Source organism: Paraburkholderia sp. BL25I1N1, assembly GCF_003002025.1.
Classification (GTDB): domain Bacteria; phylum Pseudomonadota; class Gammaproteobacteria; order Burkholderiales; family Burkholderiaceae; genus Paraburkholderia.
On record NZ_PVZB01000013.1, the window covers coordinates 52556 to 74137 of the forward strand.

A 21582-nucleotide genomic window follows, 5' to 3' on the forward strand; every position below is an offset into this window, starting at 1 on the left:
GCTCCTCAGGTCGGTGCGATCAGGCCGCACCGAAACAATGCGCTCGTTTGAATGTCGTGAACCACGCCCCTGCGCAAAGCACTGGATCGGCAGCGGGAGGCGTGCAAGATGCTGCGCAAAATCCGGGCCCAATTCGGCAATTCGTTGACGCGCGCTCGCAGCGCTTGCGCTTTCCAAAGTCGGCGCTCCATCGCGATTTCGTCGTAGGTAACAAAAATACCGGTCCCGTCCATTAACGGATCGAACATGGAAAGTGATCGCCGCGGCAAAGCGTTGCGCCCGCTGGCTTGTATCCTGGCCACGGCGATCATCAGATCGCGTGAGGGAGGATCCGGCGATTTCGGGCTGCCGCTATGGAAAAAGCTCCTGTGTCAGCAGCGCTTTGTCGAGTCGACACGCCCGCACATCAATGAACGCGTGACCATGGGGACGAATATGGACTTGCGCTTCAGAAACTTCACAGTTGCCGCGCTGATGTCGACCTGTGCGGCGACCGGACCCGCGCAAGACACGGGTGCAACCCATTAGGCGGGAGCAAGTGGTGTAGGGGCTGCACGATCAGGGCCGGCGATGCAGGGCGCTAGCGTCACGCAGGCGCCGCAAGGTACAAAGGCGGCCGTGGTCTACATGACGCGCGCATTCGCCAAGGAGTGCGTGCCGCTTGGCATTCGCGTGAATGCGTTGCTGCCGGGCCTCACCAAAACCAAATTCGCCGGCGCCCTGTTCGCAGATCAGGCGATGTACGAAAGCTGGATCGGTCGGCGCCGCCGAACTGGCGCTCGAACTGGTTTCTAATCTCGTGCGACAGATGTGCAAGCGCCGTTACGAGAGGCGTCCGCGTCACACACGGCATTTCTCGCCATCTGCTACCGCGGGGGCATTGTCGGAGTGGCTCAGGTTCTCTTCAGGAAGCAGGTAGCCGTTGCCGTGGCGAGCAGCTTGCCGTCGAGAGACTTCAACGTACCTTCGGAGGTTGCGATGTTCCGCGAGAGATGGACCGTTCTGCCTTCCGCCACGACGTCCTGATCGCGCGGCACAGGTCGCAACATTTTCACTTGCAGGTCGATCGTGCCATACCCGACGCCTGGCTCCAACATCGAATGTACGGCGCAACCGGTCACGGAATCCAGTACGGTTGCCGTGAAGCCGCCGTGTACCCCGCCTAGAGGATTCAGATGCTGGCTGCTGGCGCGCGCTGTCATCTTCACATATCCGGCATCGACCTCGGCAAACGACATGGGAATCGTCTCTCCCATAGAAGCGCGAGGCAATTGGCCCGAGGCAGTTGCACGCAGCAATTCAAGACCGCTCATTTCCAATGGTTGCATCCCTTCCTCCGAAACGCCTTTGCGTTTGAATATTCGCTTCGAAGTGTAGATGTATTGGCGCGGAATTGAACGTCGTCGGAGTTAACGCGCTGTTAACTGAAACTTGACATCAGGACAATAGCGGCGATGACTACGCTTTGGCGCGTTTGCGAGCCGTGCGCGACACCGCTTTCTTTCCGGAGAGTTCGCATTGCTGGATCACGCGCTCGAGGTGATCCGGACCGGCCGTGATCGCGCTAAGCAAGGTCATCAATACAAAATCGATCAGCTTTGAGATTGAGACTTTTGTGTCAGCTCGTGGTGCGCGATTTGCCAGGATGAGCGTGGCGAGACCATGTTCCATGCTCCACGCGGCGTGCGTCACCAGCTTCAGATCGGCCTGGGACCAGCCAGTTTCGATCGCCAGTGCCTCGATCGTTTCGGAAAACAAGCCAAAAGACCGGTTACTTTGCTCGATGAGCTCTGGATACGCCTGATGCGCGACGATGCGAGGACCGATCATCAGGCCGAACAGTCCATTGTGGCGCTGTGCGAACTCAACATACTCCCGCATCATCCGGTACGCTTTGGAAAGCGCCGTATCTTCGCTGTCACGGATCGCAACGCGCAGCGCAGCGAGATCACGATAACCACTCGCCGCGATCGTCGCCAGCAATTCGTCGATACCCGAGAAATGACGCGAGGGCGCGGCTTCCGATACGCCCACCATGCGCGCGAGGTAACGCAGGCTCAAGTCCTGTGCGGATACTTCCATGAGCGCACTGCGCCCCGCTTCGATGAGCGCGTTGCGGAGATTGCCGTGGTGGTAATCCGCATTCTTCGCGATAGGTGACTTGGGACTCACGTGGCCTTCGTTCGTGGAGTAAAACAAGGAATCGATTATATATTCTGCGCGAAGAGGCACGCAGTATTGCTGATCGCGCGCTGACAACCGTAGTCCGCTACGGGCATTCTAGCCGCGTGATGGCTCGGTAGGCTGCCGGTGGGCCCACCACGAGTACCTGCGCGCCCACGCCGGCATCTTCTCATCACATTGGGCATCGAACCGATACATCGTCAACGGGCGATCGCTTCCTGACAATGCGTTGCACGCCGAAAAGAAGCACCACGACGCCGAGTGCCTGGACGCAGGCGATCATAATGAACCCGCTCGCGTAAGTGCCCGTCGCGTCGCGGACATATCCAATCAGAAACGGTGTAACGAAGCCGGCGATGTTGGCGACGGAACTGATCAATGGCACGCCGACCACCATCGACTTGCCGCTGAGAAGACCGACAGACATTTGCCAGAAGAGCGTTATACCGGCTCCCGTTCCCGCGAAACCAAGAACTAGCAGGAAAAACGTCGCGGTCGTACTGCCATGCCATACGAAAACGAGCGCCGAAAGGCTCACAGCAGTAAAGACCGACGCCAGCGCACAGAAGATCCGGCGACGCTGCGCACTGCCCCCGATGCTGCAGATAAGTACATTGCCCAATGCCCCCAATGCGCAGGCACCAGCGACCGCACGGCCGATCTCTTTGAATCCGCCGAATCCCGCTTCACGCAGTATCGTCGGGGAGAAGAAAAACAGTGCGGCGGTAGCGGCCAGCAGGCTAAAGTAGGCGGCGCTCAAGATCCAGATGGTGGGGAAGGAGGGCGTCGTCATCAGACGATGCCTCCTCTTGACGGGCTTGATTGACCACTTCCATTCGGTCCTCCGATGTCTTGTGTCGATACAGGTACTACGACGCATATCGCGGCGATCAAAGATCTTCCGTCACATTCTGTAACTCACGCGCTTGCGAAAGAACGGTGGCCCCGATCTTCGTTGCGGACGGTACTGGGCCGCCGACCAGAACGCCGGTATCGATTGCATGGCGTATTTCGCTATCGGCCATTCCTGCTTCGCGGAACACCTGCTCGTTATGCTCGCCGCGAAACGCGGGCGCGCTGCGCATGCCAAGCTCGTCATCGGAGAAGTTCCATGGATAGCCGTGTATCAGATACGACCCGCCGCGACGATCCGAAATCTCGTGTACAGCACCCCATTGCTTTGCCCAATCGGTCTCGGCGAGTTCTTTCAGCGTACGAATTTGCCCCATCGCGATTTTGGCCTCGTCGAGTTGCGCATCGAGCGACTTGAGATCGCGGAACGACAGCATCCACGTCTGGATCACCGCGTGCAGCGCCTTGTAGTTCTGCAGGCGGCGCTCAGCGGTACTGAAACGCGGGTCCTGTGCAAGGTCCATACGGCGCATGGCGCGCAAGTAGTTCGGAAACGTGTTGCTGCCGACGATGCTTTGCGCCGCCACGAACTCTTCGCCACCGGGGCCGACGAAATGCGGTCCATCGGCGGCGCCGAGGATGCCCGGTTCGGCGCCCGTATCGACGCTCGCGAGATCGAGGTGCGCGCGCTCGTTGATCGACAGCATCACTGCCGCCATGGCCACGTCGATATACTGGCCGCGCCCAGTGACTTCACGCTTGCGCACTGCCGCGAGCACGGCGATGGTCGCCTGCAGTCCCGCATAGACGTCCGCATGCGATAGGGGATCGGTCCATCTGCGGCCCTCGCTTGCACTGTCGAAATGTCGCAACGTGTTGTGCGTGAATCCCGTTTCGGCCTGCACGGTCGGTGCGTAAGCCATGCGCGACGCCCACGGACCGCGCTGGCCATAGCCTGTGATTGATACATAGACCAGCTTTGGATTGCGGCGGGAAAGCGTGTCGTAGTCGAGTCCGAAACCCTTGAGTGTCCCGGCTCGAAAGTTTTCGACGACAATGTCGGCTTCGTCGCACAGGCGTAGCACGAACTCACGCGCGCCCGGCGCGTTCAGATCGATGCTGATATTGCGCTTGCCGCTATTTTGCTGGGCGTAGTAGCCGGACATGCCGTCACGATTCGGGAACGCGGCACGCGATACGTCGGGCCGAGGCGGCTCGATCTTGATGACGTCAGCACCGAGATCGGCTAGCGTCCGCGCGCACAGCGGGCCGGCCAGCACGCGGGAAAAGTCGACGACCTTGAGTCCTTCGAGCGGTCCGGTCATGTCAGTTCCCTTCGAAAACAGCGGTGCCGGGGCCGGCTTTGTCGAAGGCCTCCAGTCCACGTTTTAGATCCTGCGACGCCCAGATCGGCTTTTGCAGTTCGAACATCGCCTCGTCGGCAGCGGCCACGCCTTCGTTGACCGCGACCCGTACTAGCTGCTTGGTGGCGGCATGCGCGACGGTCGGGCCGGCCGCCAGTTCCTGAGCGACGGACAACGCCACTTCATCGAGCTTGTCGTCGGGCACGACGAGATTGATCAAGCCCCAGCGTTCGAGCGTCGCCGCGTCGTAACGACGACCGAGCAACGCGAGCTCTTTCGCACGCGCCGGACCGGCACGCATCACCTGACGCTGGATGCCGCCGAGCAGCGGGTGCAAGCCGAGCGCGACCTCGACCGAGCCGATCTTGGCTGATTCGGCGACGACGCTGAAGTCGCAGGCGAGCGCCACTTCGAAGCCACCGCCGAGGCAGGTGCCGTTCACCGCGACAACGATGGGAATCGGAAGGCTTTCGAAGCCACGAAGCACCTCGAGCGGATCCATCAGTGCTTTGCCTTGTTTGGCAATACGATCCGGAAAGAGCGCCACTTCAGCGCCGGCCGAGAAATGCCGCAGACCGCTGCGCAGCAGGATCGCGCGCGAGCGGCGTTTGACCGCCTCGTCGAATTCATCGAGTAGCGCGCGATACAGCGTCGGGCCCATCAGATTGTGCGGTCGGCGGTTCATCGTAAGGACCGTTACGTGGCCTTTGATTTCCGTCTGAACAATTGCTTCGTCCATTTTTGCTCCGGGTTCTTCAGATTTGTATCTCTCGCATGCCTGTATGTTAACAAGCATAATATTTAGTCAAAAAAATAGCGCCGGCATTAACTCGAATAGGGTCGCCTCCCAGCTCCGGTGGTTGATCAATGTCAATGAGTCAAGGCACAGCTGGCGCCCATCGCGGGCCGAGCCTGTGCAGGAGGGAAGCCAATGCTCGACCAAAGTCCGCAGCGATTTTTGTTCACAAGCCAAAACGTTCTCCGGAAGTCCACAGCGGGGAGCGGACGAGCATTTCAATCATCGAGGCCTGCCACGACGCGCGCGTCTCTTTCGGCGCCGTCTCCCAATACGGCAAGAGCTTCCTGATATGCCTCACTCTGAAATGTAGCGAGCGCCTGATCGAAGCTCGGGAATTCGACCACGACGGTCCGTTCCTTTATGCCAGCCTGAAACGCAACGACTTCGCCGCCTCGCACCAGAAATTTTCCACCCGCTGCTTTCACTACCTGTGTCGCGAGGACGCCGTACGCCGCGAGTTTGCTCGCGTCATGGACCGCCCGATACGCTGCCACCCAATATCCCTTTGCCATTTCGCCTTCCCATATTTGAAGAAGATACACGACAATAGTAACGGCGTTAACATTAATATCAATGAGGGTTTTTCCTGGCCAAAAAAGCTGGTCGTCGAATGTGTTAACGATGTTAGCATTGGTCAACGCGATGACTCATTGCCAACTTTTTTGCGGAGAACTTCATGCCGTACACGACGATCAATCCTGCAAGCGGCGAACTGCTCGCCACCTACGACGATATATCCGACGAGTCGCTCGAAACGAAACTCGCTGCCGCGCAGTGCGCTTTTGAAACCGACTGGCGTCGTCGTCCCGTCAGCGACCGGGCTCGCATCGTGTCGCGCGCTGCGATGCTGTTGCGCGAGAAGGCCGACGAATATGCGGGCTATCTGACGCTGGAAATGGGCAAGCGAAGGGGCGAAGCGCGCAAGGAAGTGGAGTCGGCGGCAAACATTCTCGACTACTACGCAAAACACGCGCACGCCTATCTGCAACCGCGCGCGCTCGATGAAGCGCCCGGTGCTGCCGTGCATATCGAGCCAATCGGTGTGCTCTTCGGCATCGAGCCGTGGAATTTCCCGTACTACCAGATTGCGCGTGTGGCGGGTCCGCAATTGATGGTCGGCAACGTGCTGCTGCTCAAGCATGCGGAAAGCGTCCCGCAATCTGCGTTGGCGTTCGCCCGGCTGTTCGAGAAAGCGGGCGCGCCGGAAGGCGTCTATACGAATCTGTTCATCTCGATCGAACAGGCTGGCCGCGTCATCGACGATCCGCGCGTGCAGGGTGTAACGCTGACGGGCAGCGAGCGCGCCGGCGCCGCCGTCGCCGAGCGTGCGGGCCGCAATCTGAAGAAGGTCGTTCTCGAACTGGGCGGCAGCGATCCGTTCATCGTGCTCGACGATGCGCCGCTCGATTGGGCGATCCAAAGCGCGGTCGCAGGCCGCATGCTCAATGCAGGTCAATGCTGCGTGGGCTCCAAGCGCATTATCGTGGTCGGCAAGGAACGCGGTGCCGCTTTTTTGGAGGGCTTCACGCAGCGGATGGCAGAGCTCGAGACGGGCGATCCAGCCGATCCGGCGACCGCCGTCGCACCGCTTTCGTCGGAGCGCGCGTTGCAGTTGCTGCTTGAGCAGATCGATCGCGCGGCTTCGCATGGCGCTCGCATTGCGTGTGGCGGAAAACGTGTCGATCGTCCGGGCTTCTATTTGCAACCGACTGTCCTCACCGACATCTCGCCGCAGAACCCCATCTTCGCCGAAGAACTGTTCGGCCCGGTTGCCGCTTTCTATGTCGTCGAGGACGAAGCGGCTGCGATCGCGCTAGCCAATGGGACGCCTTATGGTCTCGGTGCGTCAGTGTTTACGGCCGATACCGAACGCGGCGAGCAAGTAGCCGCACAGATCGACAGTGGCATGGTGTTCATCAATCAGCCGTTCGGCACGTCGGCGGAACTGCCGTTCGGCGGCATCAAGCGCTCAGGTTTTGGGCGAGAGCTGTCTCTGCTGGGCTTCGACGAATTCGTCAACAAGAAGCTGATCCGGGTTGCGCCCGTCGGCGCTTCACCGTTCGGCCCCGCGCGGGCCGCCTGAGCGCGCGATTGCAGCGCCTGATTCTTTTCTCTTCTTGAACAGACACCATGACGAGCAAGACGATTATCAGTTGTGCACTCACTGGCAGCGACGATACCCAGCGCGTGAACCCCGCCGTTCCGGTAACGCCCGAGCAGATTGCCAATGAGGCCATTGCTGCATGTGAAGCGGGCGCGAGCATCGCGCACATTCACGTTCGTGACCCGAAGACCGGCGCGCCAAGCACTGAGCTGGCGCACTACGGCGAAGTCGTTGCGCGCATCCGCAAAAGTGGATGCCCGATATTGATCAACCTGACGACAGGACCGGGGGCGCGTTTCGTTCCGAGCGACGAGGACCCGAACCGGGGAAGCGAACTCAGCACGATGATGACGCCCGAGGCGCGCGTGCGGCATGTGCTGGAGTTGCGCCCGGAAATCTGCACGCTGGACATCGCAACGATGAACTTCGGCAATCGCGCATTCGTGAACGTGCCCGACCATCTGATCAAGATGGCAACCTTGATTGAAGAAGCCAGCGTGAAGCCGGAACTCGAGGTATTCGATCTGGGCCACGTGCGCCTCGCTCGCCATCTGATCGAAACGCAAGGCATCCTGCAGGCGCCGTTGTTCCAGTTGTGTCTTGGCGTGCCCTGGGGCGCATCCGCCGATACCGAGAGCCTTCTGCAGATGAAACGCTATCTGCCCGCGAATGCCCGCTGGTCGGCATTCGGCATCTCGCGTGCCCAGTTTCCAATCGTGGCGCAAAGCGTGATTCTCGGCGGACATGTACGCGTCGGCCTGGAGGACAACCTTTATCTGGCCAAAGGGGAACTGGCGCCGGGCAACGCGGCGCTGGTGAAACGCGCGGTCAGTATCGTCAAAAGCATCGGCGGGGAGGTGGCAACACCCGACGAGGCGCGCGGCATACTCGGCCTTCCCCGTCGCCACTAGAACGGGTGCGACGATGCGATTGCACTTCTATGTGACGAGTCGCCATCAATGCTGCATTGCGAAAGCATTGATTTCAAACGGTAGCCTATCCTTGGGCTATCTATCACGCCGCGTCGCTCATGTCTGGTTCGCCTTGTCTTTCAAGACAACTGGATGTTCTGACATAAGAAACGCGGCATCTATTGATGTATGGAGACAAAAATGCCTTTGTGGAATATCTATCATCCCCCCGGTGCCTACACGGCTGAAGACAAGCAGGAGATGGCGAAACGAATCACCGGTATCTACATCATTCCTCCCTTTTACGTCGGCGTTCTGTTTCATGAACAGCCGAAAGACTCCTTTTTCATGGGAGGTGAGTCGCGAGGCGATTTCGTCAGAATCCGACTGGATCATTTCGCCAGACATATCGCCAACGACGTCGCGTGGACGGAGTCGTGGCTGCGCAAGGCGAACGCTGCCATTGCGCCATTCGTCCAGGAGCGGGGCTACCACTACGAACTGCATGTCGGCGAAACGCCGCAACAACTGTGGTTGATCGACGGCATTCGCCCACCTCGGCCCGATACGGAAGCTGAAAAGAAATGGAAACGCGAAAACCGGGCGTCGCCATATGAGCCGAGCGAAGGTTGAAGCGATCAGCTTCGTCTGAAGCTATTGGGGCTGAGTCTATTGACACGCTGAACCCAATCGATTGCGGTGAAAGTCCGGCTTTCGCCGCAGTCTCTCCCGACCGTATGGAAGAGCACATGAAGGCCTTGATAATCGAACGTAACGGCGAGCCGTCAGAGGTAGTCCACTGGCGTGATTTGCCCGAACCCACCCCCGGGCCCGGTGAAGTCCGCGTGAAGATGCTTCTCGCACCCGTGCATCCCTCCGACCTGCACGTGATTCGTGGTCGTTTCGCCCGTCAGCGTCAGCCGGTGCTTCCGGCGTCGCCCGGGTCAGAGGGCGTCGGCGTCATCGACGCCGTGGGCAGCGACGTGTCACGCACGCGGGTAGGAGAACGTGTTGTGCTGCTGGACGTGCCAGGAACGTGGCGAGAGCAGGTCATCAGTCCAGCCGACCGTGCGATACCGGTTCCTGCTGCAATCTCCGACGAAGACGCCGCGCAGGCCTTGATCAACCCGATGACGGCATGGGCGATGACGATGTCCGAGCATCAGCTCGAACGCGGCGACTGGCTGGTCCAGAGCGCGGCGGGCTCGACAGTCGGACGCCTCGTGCTGCAGATCGCGAAGGCACAGGGGTTCCGCACCATCAACCTCGTGCGCCGTGAAGAGCAGGTCGCCGAGATACGGGCACTGGGCGGTGACGTCGTGTTATGCACGGCTGACGAACGCTGGCCCGAGCAACTGAAAAGGGCCACTGGCGACAAAGGCATCGTAAGCGCGATCGACTGCGTCGCGGGCCAGACAGGCGCCACGCTTGCGCGTCAGTTGGCCACGAATGGGCGCATGCTTGTCTACGGTGCCTTGTCGTCGCATCGGCAGACGGATCCGGCGGCGTTCGAGATGCCGATTTTCGCCCCGGCGTTGATCTATTCGGCTGCCGAGGTGCGCGGCTGGCTGATCTTCTCGTGGCTCGCACGCAAAGGAGTGAGTGAAGCCAGCCAGACGCTGCGCAGTCTGCTCGATCGTATGGCCGAGGGCACCTTGAAGCCGCCGGCAGCGCAGCGCTACAGCCTCGAGCGCGCACATGAAGCCTTCGTGGCTGCTGAAAGCGCCGCACACGACGCCAAGCCGCTGCTGGTGTTCGCGCAGCGCTGAGCTCCTGGCCGCGGCTGGCTTAAACTGGCGGCCTATTCTGGAAATGGGAAAGCGGCCGCAGTCGATCGCCTGGTAATCACGCGCACCGTCAAATCATGGATCTGAACCTGGTCAGCCTGTTCGTCGAAATCGTCGAGTCGCGTAGCCTTAGCGCCGCCGCACGCAAACTGGGCATGACGCGCGCGAACATCAGTCAGCGGCTCAAGCTGCTGGAGCGCGAGACGGGCGCGCAACTGCTGCGCCGCTCCACACGCAGTTTCGAACTGACGCAAGCCGGCCACACGCTGTACGAATGCGGACAGCGCATGCTCGAAGACCTGAGCACGGCGAGGGCCTCGATCGACAGCCTCGGACAGACGTTGAGCGGCCGTGTTCGCATTAGCGTGCCCACGGGCTTCGGCAGGATGTTTCTCGGCGGCAAGCTGCTGGAGTTCGCGCGCATGCATCCGAACATCGCGCTCACGGTCACGTTCAACAACCGGATCGAAGACCTGATCGCAGCCGAAGTCGACGTCGCGATACGAATTACGACAACGCCGCCGCTCGATTACGTGGCGCGCGTTATCTGCTCGATCGACTGGAATCTGGTTGCGTCGGCGGACTACGTCGACAAGCACGGTCCCATCGATTGTCCGAGCGACCTCGAAAAGCAGACGCTGGTCGCATCACCTTATCCTGGCCGCCGCGTCACGATGACGCTCACGCACCGCGAGGACGAGACAGACGTCCACGTGATCACGATGCAGCCTGCGCTGCAGTCTTCGGACTATCCATTTCTGACGGAAGCCGTGTGTCAGGGCATGGGCATCGGTCTGTTGCCGGCCTACGTGCCGCTCGCTCCGATGAGTTGCGAACTGACGCGAGTCCTTCCGCATTTCCGCGTAGCCGGCATGCAGAACACGTTGTATATCGTGACGCTGCCTAATCGCTACCCGTCGCCCGCGACGCAAGCGCTGATCGACTACCTGCGCGCCGAAATCCTTTCGCTCGCGCAAGCCTGGAGCTAGACCGCCGGGCTTCACTCCGACGGGCACATCATCCCGCTCGATCAAGGCTCTCCCATATCCAGTGTCAACTTTCAGTTAACAGTTCGTCAACTGCCAGTTGGATTGTCAATGCGCGCTGCGCATTTAACAATCAGTCAACACGAAATACATGGAGACGCGGGACATGACTTCCCACTCGGCCGGACACGCCGTCAGGGGTGAGCTGCGCAACCGCATTCTTGTCGTCACTGTCGACAATCCGCCCGTCAACGCGCTGGGCGTCGCGGTGCGGTGCGCACTGAGCGACGCTATCGGAGCCGCCGAACAGGACCCGGTGTTCTGGCAGCCGTCGCCGCTGATCGTCGATCTCGTCGAGCGCGGCGCCACCCTGGCGAGCCTCAATCACACCGCCTGATCCGTTCGATTCTTCATGCCACTTTGCAGAGCCAGACCATGCGAGAAGCCGTCATTGTCTCCACCGCGCGCACGCCCTTGACCAAAGCGCACCGTGGAGAATTCAACATCACACCCGGTCCCACGCTGGCTTCGTTCGCGGTGCGGGCAGTCGTCGAACGCTCGGGCGTCGACCCCGAGCTGATCGAGGACGCGATCCTCGGTTGCGGCTATCCGGAAGGCAACACGGGCCGCAACATCGCGCGCCAGACGGTGATCCGTGCGGGGTTGCCGCTGTCGATCGCTGGCACGACGGTGACGCGTTTCTGCGCCTCCGGCCTGCAGGCCATCGCAATGGCGGCCGGCCGTATCGTTGTCGACGGTGCGCCGGCGATGATCGCGGGCGGCGTCGAAAGCATCTCCAGCATCCGTACGCGTGAAGACGGCGTGACCGCGCTCGACCCGTGGATCGTCGAGCACAAGCCTTCGCTCTACATGACGATGATCGATACCGCCGACATCGTGGCGCAGCGCTACGGCATCAGCCGCGAAGCGCAGGACCGTTTCTCGGTGGAAAGCCAGCGGCGCACGGCGGAGGCACAACTCGCCGGCCGCTATGCCGACGAGATCGTGCCCGTGACGACCACGATGGCCGTGACCGACAAGGAGACGGGCGCCGTCAGCCAGCGTGAGGTCACGGTCTCGGCGGATACCTGCAATCGTCCCGGCACCACCATTGAGGCGCTGGCGAAGCTCGCCCCCGTCAAAGGCCCCGACAAATTCATCACGGCAGGCAACTCGTCGCAGTTTTCCGATGGCGCATCGGCCTGCGTGATGATGGAAGCGAAAGCCGCCGAGCGCGCGAACCTCACTCCGCTCGGCGCGTTCCGGGGTCTCGCGGTAGCAGGCTGCGAGCCGGATGAGATGGGCATCGGCCCGGTGCTCGCCGTACCAAAGCTGCTCGCACGCCATGGGCTGACGGTCGGCGATATCGGCCTGTGGGAACTCAACGAAGCATTCGCCTCGCAGGCGGTCTATTGCCAGCAACGCCTGGGCATTCCGTCCGAGCGCCTCAACGTCGACGGCGGCGCGATTTCCATCGGCCATCCGTACGGCATGACGGGCTCGCGCCTCGCGGGTCACGTCCTCATCGAAGGCCGGCGTCGTGGCGTGAAGTACGCGGTCGTCACGATGTGCATTGCGGGTGGCATGGGCGCCGCCGGCCTCTTCGAAATCTATTGAGAGAGACAGCATATGGATTTGAACTTCACCCCTGAGGAGGAAGCCTTTCGCCAGCAGGTCGTGCGCTTCCTGAACGACAAACTGCCCGCGCGGCTCTCCAGCAAGGTGCGCAACGGCTTGCGCCTCACGCGCGACGACATGGCCGAATGGCACGCGATCCTGAACGAATAGGGCTGGCTCGCGAATCACTGGCCCGAGCAATACGGCGGTCCGGGCTGGAACGCCGTGCAGAAGTTCATCTTCGAGAACGAGTGCGCGCTGGCGGGCGCGCCGCGCATCGTGCCGTTCGGCGTAAATATGCTGGGGCCTGTGCTCATCAAGTTCGGCGACGAAGCGCAGAAGCGTCACTGGCTGCCGCGCATTCTCGATGGTTCCGACTGGTGGTGCCAAGGTTATTCGGAGCCGGGTTCGGGTTCCGATCTGGCGTCGGTTAAGACGAGCGCGGTGCGCGGCATCGATGACGAAGGCGAGCACTACATCGTCAACGGCCAGAAGACGTGGACGACGCTCGGCCAGCACGCGAACATGATCTTCTGCCTCGTGCGTACGGCGACGGATGTACGCAAGCAGGAGGGCATCAGTTTCTTGCTCGTCGACATGAATTCGCCGGGCATCGAAGTGCGTCCCATCATCACGCTCGAAGGCGAACACGAAATCAACGAAGTGTTCTTCACCGATGTGCGCGTGCCCGCTGCGAATCTGGTCGGCGAGGAGAACCGGGGCTGGACGGTCGCGAAGTATCTGCTGACCTACGAGCGCACCAACATCGCGGGCGTCGGCTTCTCGGTCGCAGCGCTGGCGCGCTTGCGCCGCGCGGCGCAGAACGTGACGCGCAACGGCCGTCCGCTCGTCGACGATCCGCTCTTTGCGGCGCGCGTCGCCCGCGTCGAAATCGACCTGGAGAACATGAAGACGACCAATCTGCGCGTGATCGCCGCGGTAGCGGGCGGCGGTGTGCCGGGCGCGGAAAGCTCGATGCTGAAGATTCGCGGCACCGAGATTCGCCAGGAACTGACGTCGCTGATGCGCCGCGCGATGGGGCCGTACGCACAGCCCTTTGTCGAAGAAGCGCTGCACGAAGACCATGACGATGCGCCCATTGGCCCCGACGAGGCCGCGAGCGCCGCCGCGCTTTACTTCAACAACCGCAAGCTGTCGATTTTCGGCGGCTCCAATGAAATCCAGAAGAACATCATCTCGAAGATGATCCTGGGACTGTAAGAGGATCGCGATGAATTTCCAGCATACCGAAGACCGCCGCATGCTGGCGGATACGCTGAACCGTTTCGTGAGCGAGCAGTACGGCTTCGCGAAGCGCGACGAACTGGCGCGCAGCGACTCGGGCTTCAGCCGTGAACTGTGGGTTCGCTTTGCGGAACTGGGCATCGTTGGCGCGCTCTTCGATGAGGCCGACGGTGGTTTCGGCGGAAAGGGTTTCGATATTGCCGTTGTCTTCGAGAGCCTCGGACGCGGCCTCGTGGTCGAACCGTTTCTCGGCGCCCTGATGGTCGGGCGCGCGCTGGCCCTGGCTGGCAGCGACGCACAGAAGGCGCTGATTGACGGTTTGATCGAAGGCCACACTGCTGCGGCGCTTGCTCACGACGAACCCGGCTCGCACTACGAACTCGCGAAGGTGACCACGCGCGCCGTGCGCAGTTCGAATGGCTGGGTGCTGACGGGCAGGAAGGCTGTCGTCCAGCTGGGCGCCGAGGCCGACTTCTTTCTCGTCTCGGCGCGTACCAGCGGTGCCGCCGACGCCGAAGAGGGCATCTCGCTCTTCGTCGTTCCGCGCGAGACGGAAGGCGTCGCGCTGCGCGGCTACGGAAAGATCGACGGCGGGCGTGCTGCCGAAATCTGCCTCAACGAAGTGTGTCTTCCCGACACGGCATTGCTCGGCGAACGCGATGCGGGCTTCACGACGCTCGAGTACGGCATTGGCGCGGGTGTGCTCGCATTGTGCGCCGAGGCGCTCGGCGCGATGGACGTCGCGAAGGAACACACGCTCGAGTACCTGCGCACGCGCAAGCAGTTTGGCGTCGCGATCGGCAGCTTCCAGGCATTGCAGCACCGCATGGCTGATCTGTTGCTGGATATCGAGCAGGCCCGCTCTGCGGTGATCAATGCGGCCGCCGCGTTTGGCGCGGGCCGGGTAGAGCGCGAACGCGCGCTGTCGGCGGCGAAGTACACGATCGGCCGCGTCGGTGCGCAGGTCGCCGAAGAATCCATCCAGTTGCACGGCGGCATCGGCATGACATGGGAACTGCCGCTTGCCCACTACGCGAAGCGCCTCGTGATGATCGACCATCAACTGGGCGATGAAGACCACCATCTCGAACGCTACATCACCTTGAACCGGAGTGAATCACGATGAACGAACCTATCCTTGCACGCCGCGAAGGCGCGGTGCAGGTGCTGTCCTTCAACAATCCGTCTGCACGCAATGCGCTCACAGCCGAGGTGTACGCGGCGCTTCCAGCTGCCATCGAAGCGGCGCAAAACGATCGGGAAGTCGGCGCTATCGTGCTGACAGGCGTGGGCGGCGCGTTCTGCGCGGGCGGCGACCTGAAACGGCTGGCGCAGCGGCGCCTGGCGACGCCGTCCGAGCGGCGCGCGGGCATCGAAAGTCTGCACGACATGATTCGCTCGCTGCGCGACTGCGGCAAGCCAGTGATCGCAGCAGTCGAAGGCGCGGCAGCCGGCGCGGGGCTCTCGATCGCACTCGCATGCGACATGCTCGTGACCGCGCGCAACGCGTCGTTCTCCGTGGCCTACGTCAAGGTGGGCCTGTCGCCCGACGGCGGGGCGACGGCGTTTCTGTCCGGTGTCGTCTCCCGGCAACTGATGACGGAGCTGTGTCTGACGGGGCGGCCCGTCACGGGCGAACGCATGCATGCACTCGGCGTCGCGAATCGACTCGCCGAGCCGGGCAGCGCGCTGTCGGAAGCCGTGGCGCTCGCGCAATCGCTCGCGGCGGGACCCGAGCGCGCGATCGCACGGATCAAGAGTCTGTGCCGCCACGCGGGTGGAAACACGGTGGACGCGCAGCTCGACCTCGAAGCCGATTACATGGCGGAATCGCTTGGCGACGATGAATCCGCCGAAGGCATCAACGCCTTTTTCGATAAGCGCGCCGCCGATTTTTCGGCGTTGCGCCGTGCGTCCGAAGCCAGTTCGTGCTAGACGCGGCGCCTTCGTCACTCTTTGTCATTCCGGATCTGTCATGTCGAACCTCGATTCATCCCTGCCGCTTGCCGGTGTTCGCATTCTCGATTTATCCCGCGTGCTGGCGGGGCCGTGGTGCGCGATGGTGCTCGGCGATCTCGGCGCAGAAGTCATCAAGGTCGAGCATCCGAAGCGCGGCGACGACACGCGCGATTGGGGCATCCGCGTCGGCACGACCGAGACGGCTTACTTCAACAGCGTGAACCGCAACAAGCGATCGGTGTGTCTCGATCTGCAAACGGAAGAGGGCCAGCAGATCGCCCGCGAACTGGCACAGCAGTGCGACGTCGTGATCCAGAATTTCAAGTTCGGTGGCGCGGAGAAACTGGGCCTCGGTTATGAGCAACTCAAGGAAGGACGCGAGAACCTCATCTACTGCTCGATCTCCGGCTACGACCGGCACGGGCCGGAAGCGGCGCGTCCCGGCTACGATCTTGTCATTCAGGGCGAAGCCGGGCTGATGGCGCTCAACGGCGAGGCCCATCAGCCGCCGCTCAAGTTCGGCGTAGCCGCCGTCGATCTGTTCACGGGGATGTACTCCGCACAGGCGGTGCTCGCAGCACTCTTCGAGCGTCAGAAGACGGGCAAGGGACGCCACATTGAAATGGCGCTCTTCGATTGCGGGCTGATGATCACGTCGTACTACGGACTGGAGGCGTTGATCATGGGCGAGGATCCGCCGCGCTACGGCAATTCGCATCCGTCGATCATGCCCTACGGCGTATTCGATGCAGAGGATGGCCCGCTTGTCATTGCGGTCGGCAACAACCGCCAGTACGAGCGATTCTGTCGCGAGGTCATCGAGCGTCCCGATCTCGCCGATGACGACCGTTTTCGCACGAACATTTCCCGCACCACACACCGCGAAGTGCTCGCATCCGAACTCCAGCAAGAGATCAGGAAGCGCAAGCGCACGGTGTTGCTCGAACGTTTGACGCAAGCCTGCATTCCTTGCGGCGAGGTCGCGGGCCTTCACGAAGCGCTCAATTCGACGCGAGCGGAAGAGGCTGGACTCGTGACCACCTACACACATCCCGAAGCAGGCAGCACGCATGTGCTCGCGCCGCCATATCGCTTCGACGGCGCGCGCCTTCCGGTTCGCACAGCCCCGCCGCAACTCGGCGAAGGCACGAACGATGTACTCCAGTCGCTGCTCGGGCTGTCCGCCGAACGGCTTTCGCAACTGAAGGCAGAAGGCGTCGTGTGACGCTGGATCACGCGTTATTGCACAAGGACCGTTCAATGAGTCAAACCGCTTTTACGAATGCTGTGACCGAACTGTTCGGCACGCGGCTGCCGATCGTTGCCGGTGGCCTGATGTGGCTCGCCGATGCAGACTATGTCGCCGCCGCCTCGCGTGCCGGCATCATCGGCTTCATCACGGCCGCGAGCTTCCCTGAGCCTGATGCACTGCGGGCCGAGATCCGGCGCTGCCGCGAACTGTGCGAGGGCGGCCCGTTCGGCGTCAACGTGTCGATGCTGCCGAAGCTCGTCCCGGGCGAGAAAACGCGCGAGGTGTTCGAGCTGGTCGTCGACGAAGGCGTGAAGTACGTCGAAACCTCGGGGCGCAATCCCGAGGAATTCATGCCGCTGCTCAAAGCGGCCTGCGTCAAGGTGCTTCACAAAGTGCCCGCGCTCCGGTTCGCGGTCAAGGCTGCCGCTGTCGGCGTCGATGCCGTGGCGATCGTCGGCGCGGAATGCGGCGGACATCCCGGTCTCGACATGGTGGGCTCGTTCGTCAACGCCGCGTGGGCCGAGAGCCACCTCGACATTCCCTATCTGATCGGCGGCGGCATCGGTCGCGGCTCGCAGCTTGCCGCGGCGCTCGCGATGGGCGCGTCGGGCGTGGTGGTCGGTACGCGCTTCGCCGTGGCCGAAGAGATCTGGGCGCACGACGACTACAAGCGCCGTCTGGTGGAAGCCGGACCGACCGATACGGATCTGTGCATGCAGTCCATGCGCAATACCGTGCGGACGCTGCGCAACGAGACGACGGCGGCCGTGAAGGAACTCGAGGCACAGAACCCGGACATCACGATTGCCGACCTGATGCCGATGGTCGCGGGCAAGATCGGTCGCAACGCTTATGTGACGGGCGACTGGTCGAAGGGATTGCTTTCCGCCGGACAGTCGCTCGCCTTCACCGACCGGATCGAACCGCTTGCTGACATCGTGCTTCGGTTCGAGTGCGACATGCGGCAGGCGATGGGACGGCTGGCGAGCCACTGACGCTGCCAGGCAAGCGGTGCCGACAGCAGCCCGCGGCGCGGTTGCATCGAGCCCCAAGACGCTCATTTCGTTCCGACAACAGACAACAGACAGCAGGCAGGAGACAAACGCATGCAGCAAGCCCATATCGAATCAATCCAGGCGAGCCCCGCGTACCGGCGGCTCATCGCGTCACGCCGCCGATTCAGCTTCACGCTTACCGCGCTGATGATCGCCACGTATTACGGCTTTATCCTGTTCGTCGCGGTGGCGCCGCATCTGCTGGCGCGACCGTTGTATGCGGGCGCGACGACCACGATCGGCGTACTCGTGGGCGTCTGCATCATTGCGGTGGCGATCGCGCTGACCGCCTGGTACGTGCTTCACGCAAACCGCAGCTTCGATCCTTCGATGCGCGCACTACTCGTCAACGCATCGCAGGAGAGTGAAGCATGAAGCTCGTTCGTTTTTTGTTGTGCGCGGGTCTCGCATCGACAGCTGCGCTCGCTCGCGCGTCGGGCATCGAAGGTCCCGTGGCTGACCGCGTCGACCTGAACCCGGTGGCGATCGGCATGTTCCTGCTGTTCGTGCTCGTGACGCTCGGCATCACGCGCTGGGCTTCGCGTAGAACGCGCACGACGCGCGATTTCTATAGCGCCGGCGGCGGTATCTCCGGCTTCCAGAACGGGCTCGCGATCGCCGGGGACTACATGTCCGCGGCGTCGTTCCTGGGCCTTTCCGGCATGGTGTATCTGTTCGGATTCGACGGCCTGATCTATTCGATCGGCTTTCTGGTCGGCTGGCCGTTTGTGATGTTCCTGCTCGCTGAACCCTTGCGCAATCTGGGCAAATATACGTTCGTCGACGTGGTCGCCTACCGCTTCGAGCAGGCGCCGATCCGTCTGTTGACGGCGAGCACATCGCTCGTCGTCGTGGTGTTCTATCTGGTCGTGCAGATGGTCGGCGCGGGCAAGCTGATCCAGTTGCTGTTCGGCTTGAAGTACTGGATGGCGGAAGTGATTGTCGGCGCGCTGATGGTGGTCTACGTGTTTTTCGGCGGCATGACGGCTACCACGTGGGTGCAGATCATCAAAGCCGTGCTGCTGCTATGCGGCGCGACGTTCATGGCCGTTACCGCGCTCGCTCAGTTCGGTTTCAGTCCCGACGAGATGTTCCGGCGCGCCGTCGACGTTCATCCCGGCGCGCTCAGCATCATGGCGCCCGGCAAGCTGCTGAAGGACCCGCTCAACGCGCTGTCGCTCGGCATCGCGCTGATGTTCGGCACGGCGGGGTTCCCGCATATCCTGATGCGTTTTTTCACGGTGCCGAGCGCGAAAGAGGCGCGCAAGTCGGTATTCATCGCAACGGGGTTCATCGGCTACTTCTATCTGCTGACGTTTGTTATCGGCTTCTCCGCGATTGCGTTGCTCGCGCAGCATCCCGAGTTCTTCAAGACGGCGGCAGACGGGCATTTCAATCTCACGCGCGACCTGCTGGGTGGTTCAAACATGGTTGCCGTCAAGCTGGCGCAGGCCGTGGGCGGCAACCTGTTTTACGGGTTCATCGCCGCCGTCACGTTCGCGACGATCCTGGCCGTGGTGGCGGGCCTCACGCTCTCCGGCGCGACCACGGTTTCGCACGATCTGTACGCGTGCTGGCTCGCGCGAGGCAAGCCGAATGAAGCCCATGAAATGCGCATTTCGCGCGCAGCGACGCTGATTTTAAGCGTCGTCGCCATCGGCCTCGGCATTCTCTTCGAGCACGTCAATGTGGCGTTTCTGGTCGGCCTCGTGGCGGCCATCGCGGCGAGCGCGAACTTCCCGGTGCTGGTGTCGTCGATCTTCTGGCGCGGCATGACGACGCGCGGCGCGGTAGTTGGCGGCGCGCTCGGCCTGATATCCGCCGTGCTGCTGACGCTGCTGTCGAAATCGGTGTGGGTCGACGTGCTGCATCACGCGCATACGCCCGTGTTTCTCGACAATCCCGCGCTGGTTTCGGTGCCGCTAGCGTTTGCGGGGAATCTGGCTCTTTTCGATACTGGATCGCGGTGCTCGCGCGCAGCGGGAGCAGGAAGCGTTTGCGTTGCAGGAGTTCTATGGGCAGACGGGCTTGCTGCCGATAAAGGCCGTCGACCATTGAAGCGCAAGCGATTGCATTCAGGAATCGGTCAGCGCTTCATGCAACGTCGAGCGAAATCGCCGCACGGCTGGCGACATGGGGGTTTTCCGGCGATAGAAAAGCTGGACCTTGCTTTCGAATAGTGCCGTTTCGTAGGGCAGGGCCGCGAGATCGCGGCCCGCATAGGTCTGGAGCATCTGTTCGGTCAGCATCGTGATCAAGTCGCTGTTGCGCAGCAGCGATGTCAGCAGCGAAATCGACGCGTCGGTTTCGATCACGGCCTGCGGGGACGCCAGATCGTGGTCCTGGAAGTAGCGATCGACGATCTGGCGCAACCCATGTCCAGGCAGCGGCAGCAACCAATTTGCCGCTTGCAGCAGGCATGGATCGGCAGGCGTATGCGCGAGCGGATGGCCCTGCCGCGCGACGATCCGGTAGCGCTGGCTGCCGATGTCATCGGACTGGAGTTCTTCGTCCGCGACGGTCTGCGGCGTGAAGCAAAGCGCGAGATCGAGTTGCCCGTCCTTCAGTTCGTCGAATAGCAGCGCCGACACCTGCACGGAGAGCCGGAACGAGACGGCGCTCTCGCGGGCCGTATAGCGGGCGAGGATGGGCGGTGTGCGCGTTCGCCGCGATGGGCTTCGCGTTCGTATCGCTGCCGTTCTACTTCGAGGACGTGCTGCATCGCAGCCAGATTGAGACGGGGTTCCTGATTACGCCCTGGCCCGTTGTCGTGACGCTTGTCGCGCCCATTGCCGGACGCCTGTCGGATCGCTATCCGCCAGACGCACTGGGCGCGGCCGGGCTCGCCTGTCTGTGCGTGGGTCTCGCGTCGCTCTCGTTGCTACCCGCACATCCTTGCGCGTACTCGATCGCGATACGGATGGGGATCTGCGGTGTCGGCTTCGGTTTCTTCCAATCGCCGAACATCAAGGCGTTGATGGCAAGCGCGCCGTACGCGCGCAGCGGCGGCGCCAGCGGCGTCGTCGCGACCTCGCGCCTGATCGGACAGGCCACGGGCGCTGCGCTGGTTGCGTTGTTTTTTGGACTGGATGGACAGCAGGGCCGATAGTCGCTCTGCTTGGCGGCGCGATGTTCGCGGGCATTGGCGGCATAGCGAGCGGCTTGCGGTTGATGGCGCACCCGCATCGGGCAGGGAGCGCCGGGGAGTGAAATGGGCATCGCGTGCCACACGCATGGGTGATACCGCTTCCGCTATCAGGCGCGTGAAGCGGTGAAGGCCATGAGGCGCGCAGCGATCGTAGGCCCGCGGCAGGAACCGACACGTTCGCGGCGACGAGGTAGTTCAGATGATTCCGCGACGCGGGCACTTCGAGGCAGGCGGATGCATGTGATTTCCCCAAGCCTGAAGCAGTCCATAGAAGGACGGACTGGGTGGGAATTCAAGTGGCGGCAACGGGTGCCCCGTC

Annotated in this window: 21 protein-coding genes and 4 pseudogenes; 17 read left to right on the forward strand and 8 right to left on the reverse strand. The window is 62.1% G+C overall.

What is annotated here, in order from left to right:
* Window positions 1-5: 5 nt before the first annotated feature.
* A complete protein-coding gene (locus tag B0G73_RS20160) occupies window positions 6-248 on the reverse strand; it encodes a hypothetical protein (protein WP_106283054.1) in 243 nt (80 codons plus the stop codon).
* Here B0G73_RS20160 and B0G73_RS20165 point away from each other — a divergent pair.
* Together B0G73_RS20165 and B0G73_RS20170 are read left to right on the forward strand one after the other, a co-directional pair.
* Complete coding sequence (locus tag B0G73_RS20165) at window positions 247-528, forward strand: hypothetical protein (protein WP_106283055.1); 282 nt, start codon at window positions 247-249, stop codon at window positions 526-528. The genes B0G73_RS20160 and B0G73_RS20165 overlap by 2 nt on opposite strands.
* A 42-nt stretch (window positions 529-570) precedes the next feature.
* A pseudogene (locus B0G73_RS20170) lies at window positions 571-756 on the forward strand (SDR family oxidoreductase); the annotation flags it as partial.
* Window positions 757-893: 137 nt separating this feature from the next.
* Here B0G73_RS20170 and B0G73_RS20175 read toward each other — a convergent pair.
* The 6 genes from B0G73_RS20175 to B0G73_RS20200 form a co-directional block, all read right to left on the reverse strand.
* Window positions 894-1328 (reverse strand): PaaI family thioesterase, encoded by a 435-nt coding sequence (locus B0G73_RS20175; RefSeq protein ID WP_106283056.1) that lies wholly within the window; start codon window positions 1326-1328, stop codon window positions 894-896.
* A gap of 130 nt (window positions 1329-1458) precedes the next feature.
* Entirely contained in the window at window positions 1459-1983 is a 525-nt protein-coding gene (locus tag B0G73_RS20180) for a TetR-like C-terminal domain-containing protein (RefSeq protein WP_258193385.1), read from the reverse strand.
* A gap of 373 nt (window positions 1984-2356) precedes the next feature.
* Window positions 2357-2977 (reverse strand): hypothetical protein, encoded by a 621-nt coding sequence (locus B0G73_RS20185; RefSeq protein ID WP_258193386.1) that lies wholly within the window; start codon window positions 2975-2977, stop codon window positions 2357-2359.
* 97 nt (window positions 2978-3074) lie between these two features.
* A complete protein-coding gene (locus B0G73_RS20190) occupies window positions 3075-4361 on the reverse strand; it encodes a CaiB/BaiF CoA-transferase family protein (RefSeq protein ID WP_106283058.1) in 1287 nt (428 codons plus the stop codon).
* A 1-nt stretch (window position 4362) separates the two neighbouring features.
* The gene (locus tag B0G73_RS20195; protein WP_106283059.1) at window positions 4363-5139 is read right to left on the reverse strand and encodes an enoyl-CoA hydratase/isomerase family protein; all 777 of its coding nucleotides are present in this window, start codon (window positions 5137-5139) and stop codon (window positions 4363-4365) included.
* Window positions 5140-5414: 275 nt separating this feature from the next.
* Window positions 5415-5711: a DUF1330 domain-containing protein gene (locus tag B0G73_RS20200; protein WP_106283233.1), complete on the reverse strand. Its 297-nt coding sequence runs from the start codon at window positions 5709-5711 to the stop codon at window positions 5415-5417.
* 164 nt (window positions 5712-5875) lie between these two features.
* On the opposite strand from B0G73_RS20200, the gene B0G73_RS20205 reads away from it, so the two are divergent.
* The 14 genes and pseudogenes from B0G73_RS20205 to B0G73_RS20270 all read left to right on the forward strand — a co-directional run bounded on the left by B0G73_RS20205 (window position 5876) and on the right by B0G73_RS20270 (window position 20173).
* Entirely contained in the window at window positions 5876-7282 is a 1407-nt protein-coding gene (locus tag B0G73_RS20205) for an NAD-dependent succinate-semialdehyde dehydrogenase (RefSeq protein WP_106283060.1), read from the forward strand.
* Between the two features lie 47 nt (window positions 7283-7329).
* Window positions 7330-8214: a 3-keto-5-aminohexanoate cleavage protein gene (locus B0G73_RS20210; RefSeq protein WP_106283061.1), complete on the forward strand. Its 885-nt coding sequence runs from the start codon at window positions 7330-7332 to the stop codon at window positions 8212-8214.
* A 201-nt stretch (window positions 8215-8415) separates the two neighbouring features.
* A complete protein-coding gene (locus B0G73_RS20215) occupies window positions 8416-8847 on the forward strand; it encodes a tautomerase family protein (RefSeq protein WP_106283062.1) in 432 nt (143 codons plus the stop codon).
* A gap of 116 nt (window positions 8848-8963) precedes the next feature.
* Entirely contained in the window at window positions 8964-9983 is a 1020-nt protein-coding gene (locus B0G73_RS20220) for a zinc-dependent alcohol dehydrogenase family protein (protein WP_181196602.1), read from the forward strand.
* 95 nt (window positions 9984-10078) lie between these two features.
* Window positions 10079-10990 (forward strand): LysR family transcriptional regulator, encoded by a 912-nt coding sequence (locus B0G73_RS20225; protein WP_106283064.1) that lies wholly within the window; start codon window positions 10079-10081, stop codon window positions 10988-10990.
* A 163-nt stretch (window positions 10991-11153) separates the two neighbouring features.
* A complete protein-coding gene (locus tag B0G73_RS20230; RefSeq protein WP_106283065.1) occupies window positions 11154-11384 on the forward strand; it encodes a hypothetical protein in 231 nt (76 codons plus the stop codon).
* A gap of 38 nt (window positions 11385-11422) precedes the next feature.
* Window positions 11423-12604, forward strand: coding sequence for an acetyl-CoA C-acyltransferase (locus tag B0G73_RS20235; RefSeq protein ID WP_106283066.1), 1182 nt, complete (start codon window positions 11423-11425; stop codon window positions 12602-12604).
* A gap of 12 nt (window positions 12605-12616) precedes the next feature.
* Window positions 12617-13825, forward strand: a pseudogene (locus B0G73_RS20240) (acyl-CoA dehydrogenase family protein).
* A gap of 10 nt (window positions 13826-13835) precedes the next feature.
* Entirely contained in the window at window positions 13836-14975 is a 1140-nt protein-coding gene (locus tag B0G73_RS20245; RefSeq protein ID WP_106283067.1) for an acyl-CoA dehydrogenase family protein, read from the forward strand.
* A complete protein-coding gene (locus B0G73_RS20250) occupies window positions 14972-15784 on the forward strand; it encodes an oxepin-CoA hydrolase, alternative type (protein WP_106283068.1) in 813 nt (270 codons plus the stop codon). Before B0G73_RS20245 ends, B0G73_RS20250 begins: the two co-directional genes overlap by 4 nt.
* A gap of 40 nt (window positions 15785-15824) precedes the next feature.
* Window positions 15825-17033 carry a CaiB/BaiF CoA-transferase family protein gene (locus B0G73_RS20255; protein WP_106283069.1) on the forward strand — a complete coding sequence of 403 codons (1209 nt, stop codon included), beginning with the start codon at window positions 15825-15827 and terminating at the stop codon, window positions 17031-17033.
* A gap of 35 nt (window positions 17034-17068) precedes the next feature.
* Window positions 17069-18055 (forward strand): nitronate monooxygenase family protein, encoded by a 987-nt coding sequence (locus B0G73_RS20260; RefSeq protein WP_106283234.1) that lies wholly within the window; start codon window positions 17069-17071, stop codon window positions 18053-18055.
* Window positions 18056-18166: 111 nt separating this feature from the next.
* Window positions 18167-18490: a DUF485 domain-containing protein gene (locus B0G73_RS20265; RefSeq protein ID WP_106283070.1), complete on the forward strand. Its 324-nt coding sequence runs from the start codon at window positions 18167-18169 to the stop codon at window positions 18488-18490.
* A pseudogene (locus B0G73_RS20270) lies at window positions 18487-20173 on the forward strand (cation acetate symporter). The gene B0G73_RS20265 and the pseudogene B0G73_RS20270 overlap by 4 nt, the downstream one beginning before the upstream one ends.
* 17 nt (window positions 20174-20190) lie before the next feature.
* On the opposite strand, the gene B0G73_RS20275 reads toward B0G73_RS20270, so the two are convergent.
* Window positions 20191-20805: a LysR substrate-binding domain-containing protein gene (locus tag B0G73_RS20275; RefSeq protein WP_308706147.1), complete on the reverse strand. Its 615-nt coding sequence runs from the start codon at window positions 20803-20805 to the stop codon at window positions 20191-20193.
* Here B0G73_RS20275 and B0G73_RS20280 point away from each other — a divergent pair.
* Window positions 20766-21325: pseudogene (locus B0G73_RS20280) on the forward strand (MFS transporter); the annotation flags it as partial. The gene B0G73_RS20275 and the pseudogene B0G73_RS20280 overlap by 40 nt on opposite strands.
* Between the last annotated feature and the right edge of the window lie 257 nt (window positions 21326-21582).

Coding starts and splice junctions, on each gene's coding strand:
- B0G73_RS20165 (WP_106283055.1), top strand. CDS start 247: ATGGAAAGTGATCGCCGCGGCAAAGCGTTGCGCCCGCTGGCTTGTATC.
- B0G73_RS20160 (WP_106283054.1), bottom strand. CDS start 248: ATGTTCGATCCGTTAATGGACGGGACCGGTATTTTTGTTACCTACGAC.
- B0G73_RS20175 (WP_106283056.1), bottom strand. CDS start 1,328: ATGCAACCATTGGAAATGAGCGGTCTTGAATTGCTGCGTGCAACTGCC.
- B0G73_RS20185 (WP_258193386.1), bottom strand. CDS start 2,977: ATGACGACGCCCTCCTTCCCCACCATCTGGATCTTGAGCGCCGCCTAC.
- B0G73_RS20190 (WP_106283058.1), bottom strand. CDS start 4,361: ATGACCGGACCGCTCGAAGGACTCAAGGTCGTCGACTTTTCCCGCGTG.
- B0G73_RS20195 (WP_106283059.1), bottom strand. CDS start 5,139: ATGGACGAAGCAATTGTTCAGACGGAAATCAAAGGCCACGTAACGGTC.
- B0G73_RS20200 (WP_106283233.1), bottom strand. CDS start 5,711: ATGGCAAAGGGATATTGGGTGGCAGCGTATCGGGCGGTCCATGACGCG.
- B0G73_RS20205 (WP_106283060.1), top strand. CDS start 5,876: ATGCCGTACACGACGATCAATCCTGCAAGCGGCGAACTGCTCGCCACC.
- B0G73_RS20210 (WP_106283061.1), top strand. CDS start 7,330: ATGACGAGCAAGACGATTATCAGTTGTGCACTCACTGGCAGCGACGAT.
- B0G73_RS20215 (WP_106283062.1), top strand. CDS start 8,416: ATGCCTTTGTGGAATATCTATCATCCCCCCGGTGCCTACACGGCTGAA.
- B0G73_RS20220 (WP_181196602.1), top strand. CDS start 8,964: ATGAAGGCCTTGATAATCGAACGTAACGGCGAGCCGTCAGAGGTAGTC.
- B0G73_RS20225 (WP_106283064.1), top strand. CDS start 10,079: ATGGATCTGAACCTGGTCAGCCTGTTCGTCGAAATCGTCGAGTCGCGT.
- B0G73_RS20230 (WP_106283065.1), top strand. CDS start 11,154: ATGACTTCCCACTCGGCCGGACACGCCGTCAGGGGTGAGCTGCGCAAC.
- B0G73_RS20235 (WP_106283066.1), top strand. CDS start 11,423: ATGCGAGAAGCCGTCATTGTCTCCACCGCGCGCACGCCCTTGACCAAA.
- B0G73_RS20245 (WP_106283067.1), top strand. CDS start 13,836: ATGAATTTCCAGCATACCGAAGACCGCCGCATGCTGGCGGATACGCTG.
- B0G73_RS20250 (WP_106283068.1), top strand. CDS start 14,972: ATGAACGAACCTATCCTTGCACGCCGCGAAGGCGCGGTGCAGGTGCTG.
- B0G73_RS20255 (WP_106283069.1), top strand. CDS start 15,825: ATGTCGAACCTCGATTCATCCCTGCCGCTTGCCGGTGTTCGCATTCTC.
- B0G73_RS20260 (WP_106283234.1), top strand. CDS start 17,069: ATGAGTCAAACCGCTTTTACGAATGCTGTGACCGAACTGTTCGGCACG.
- B0G73_RS20265 (WP_106283070.1), top strand. CDS start 18,167: ATGCAGCAAGCCCATATCGAATCAATCCAGGCGAGCCCCGCGTACCGG.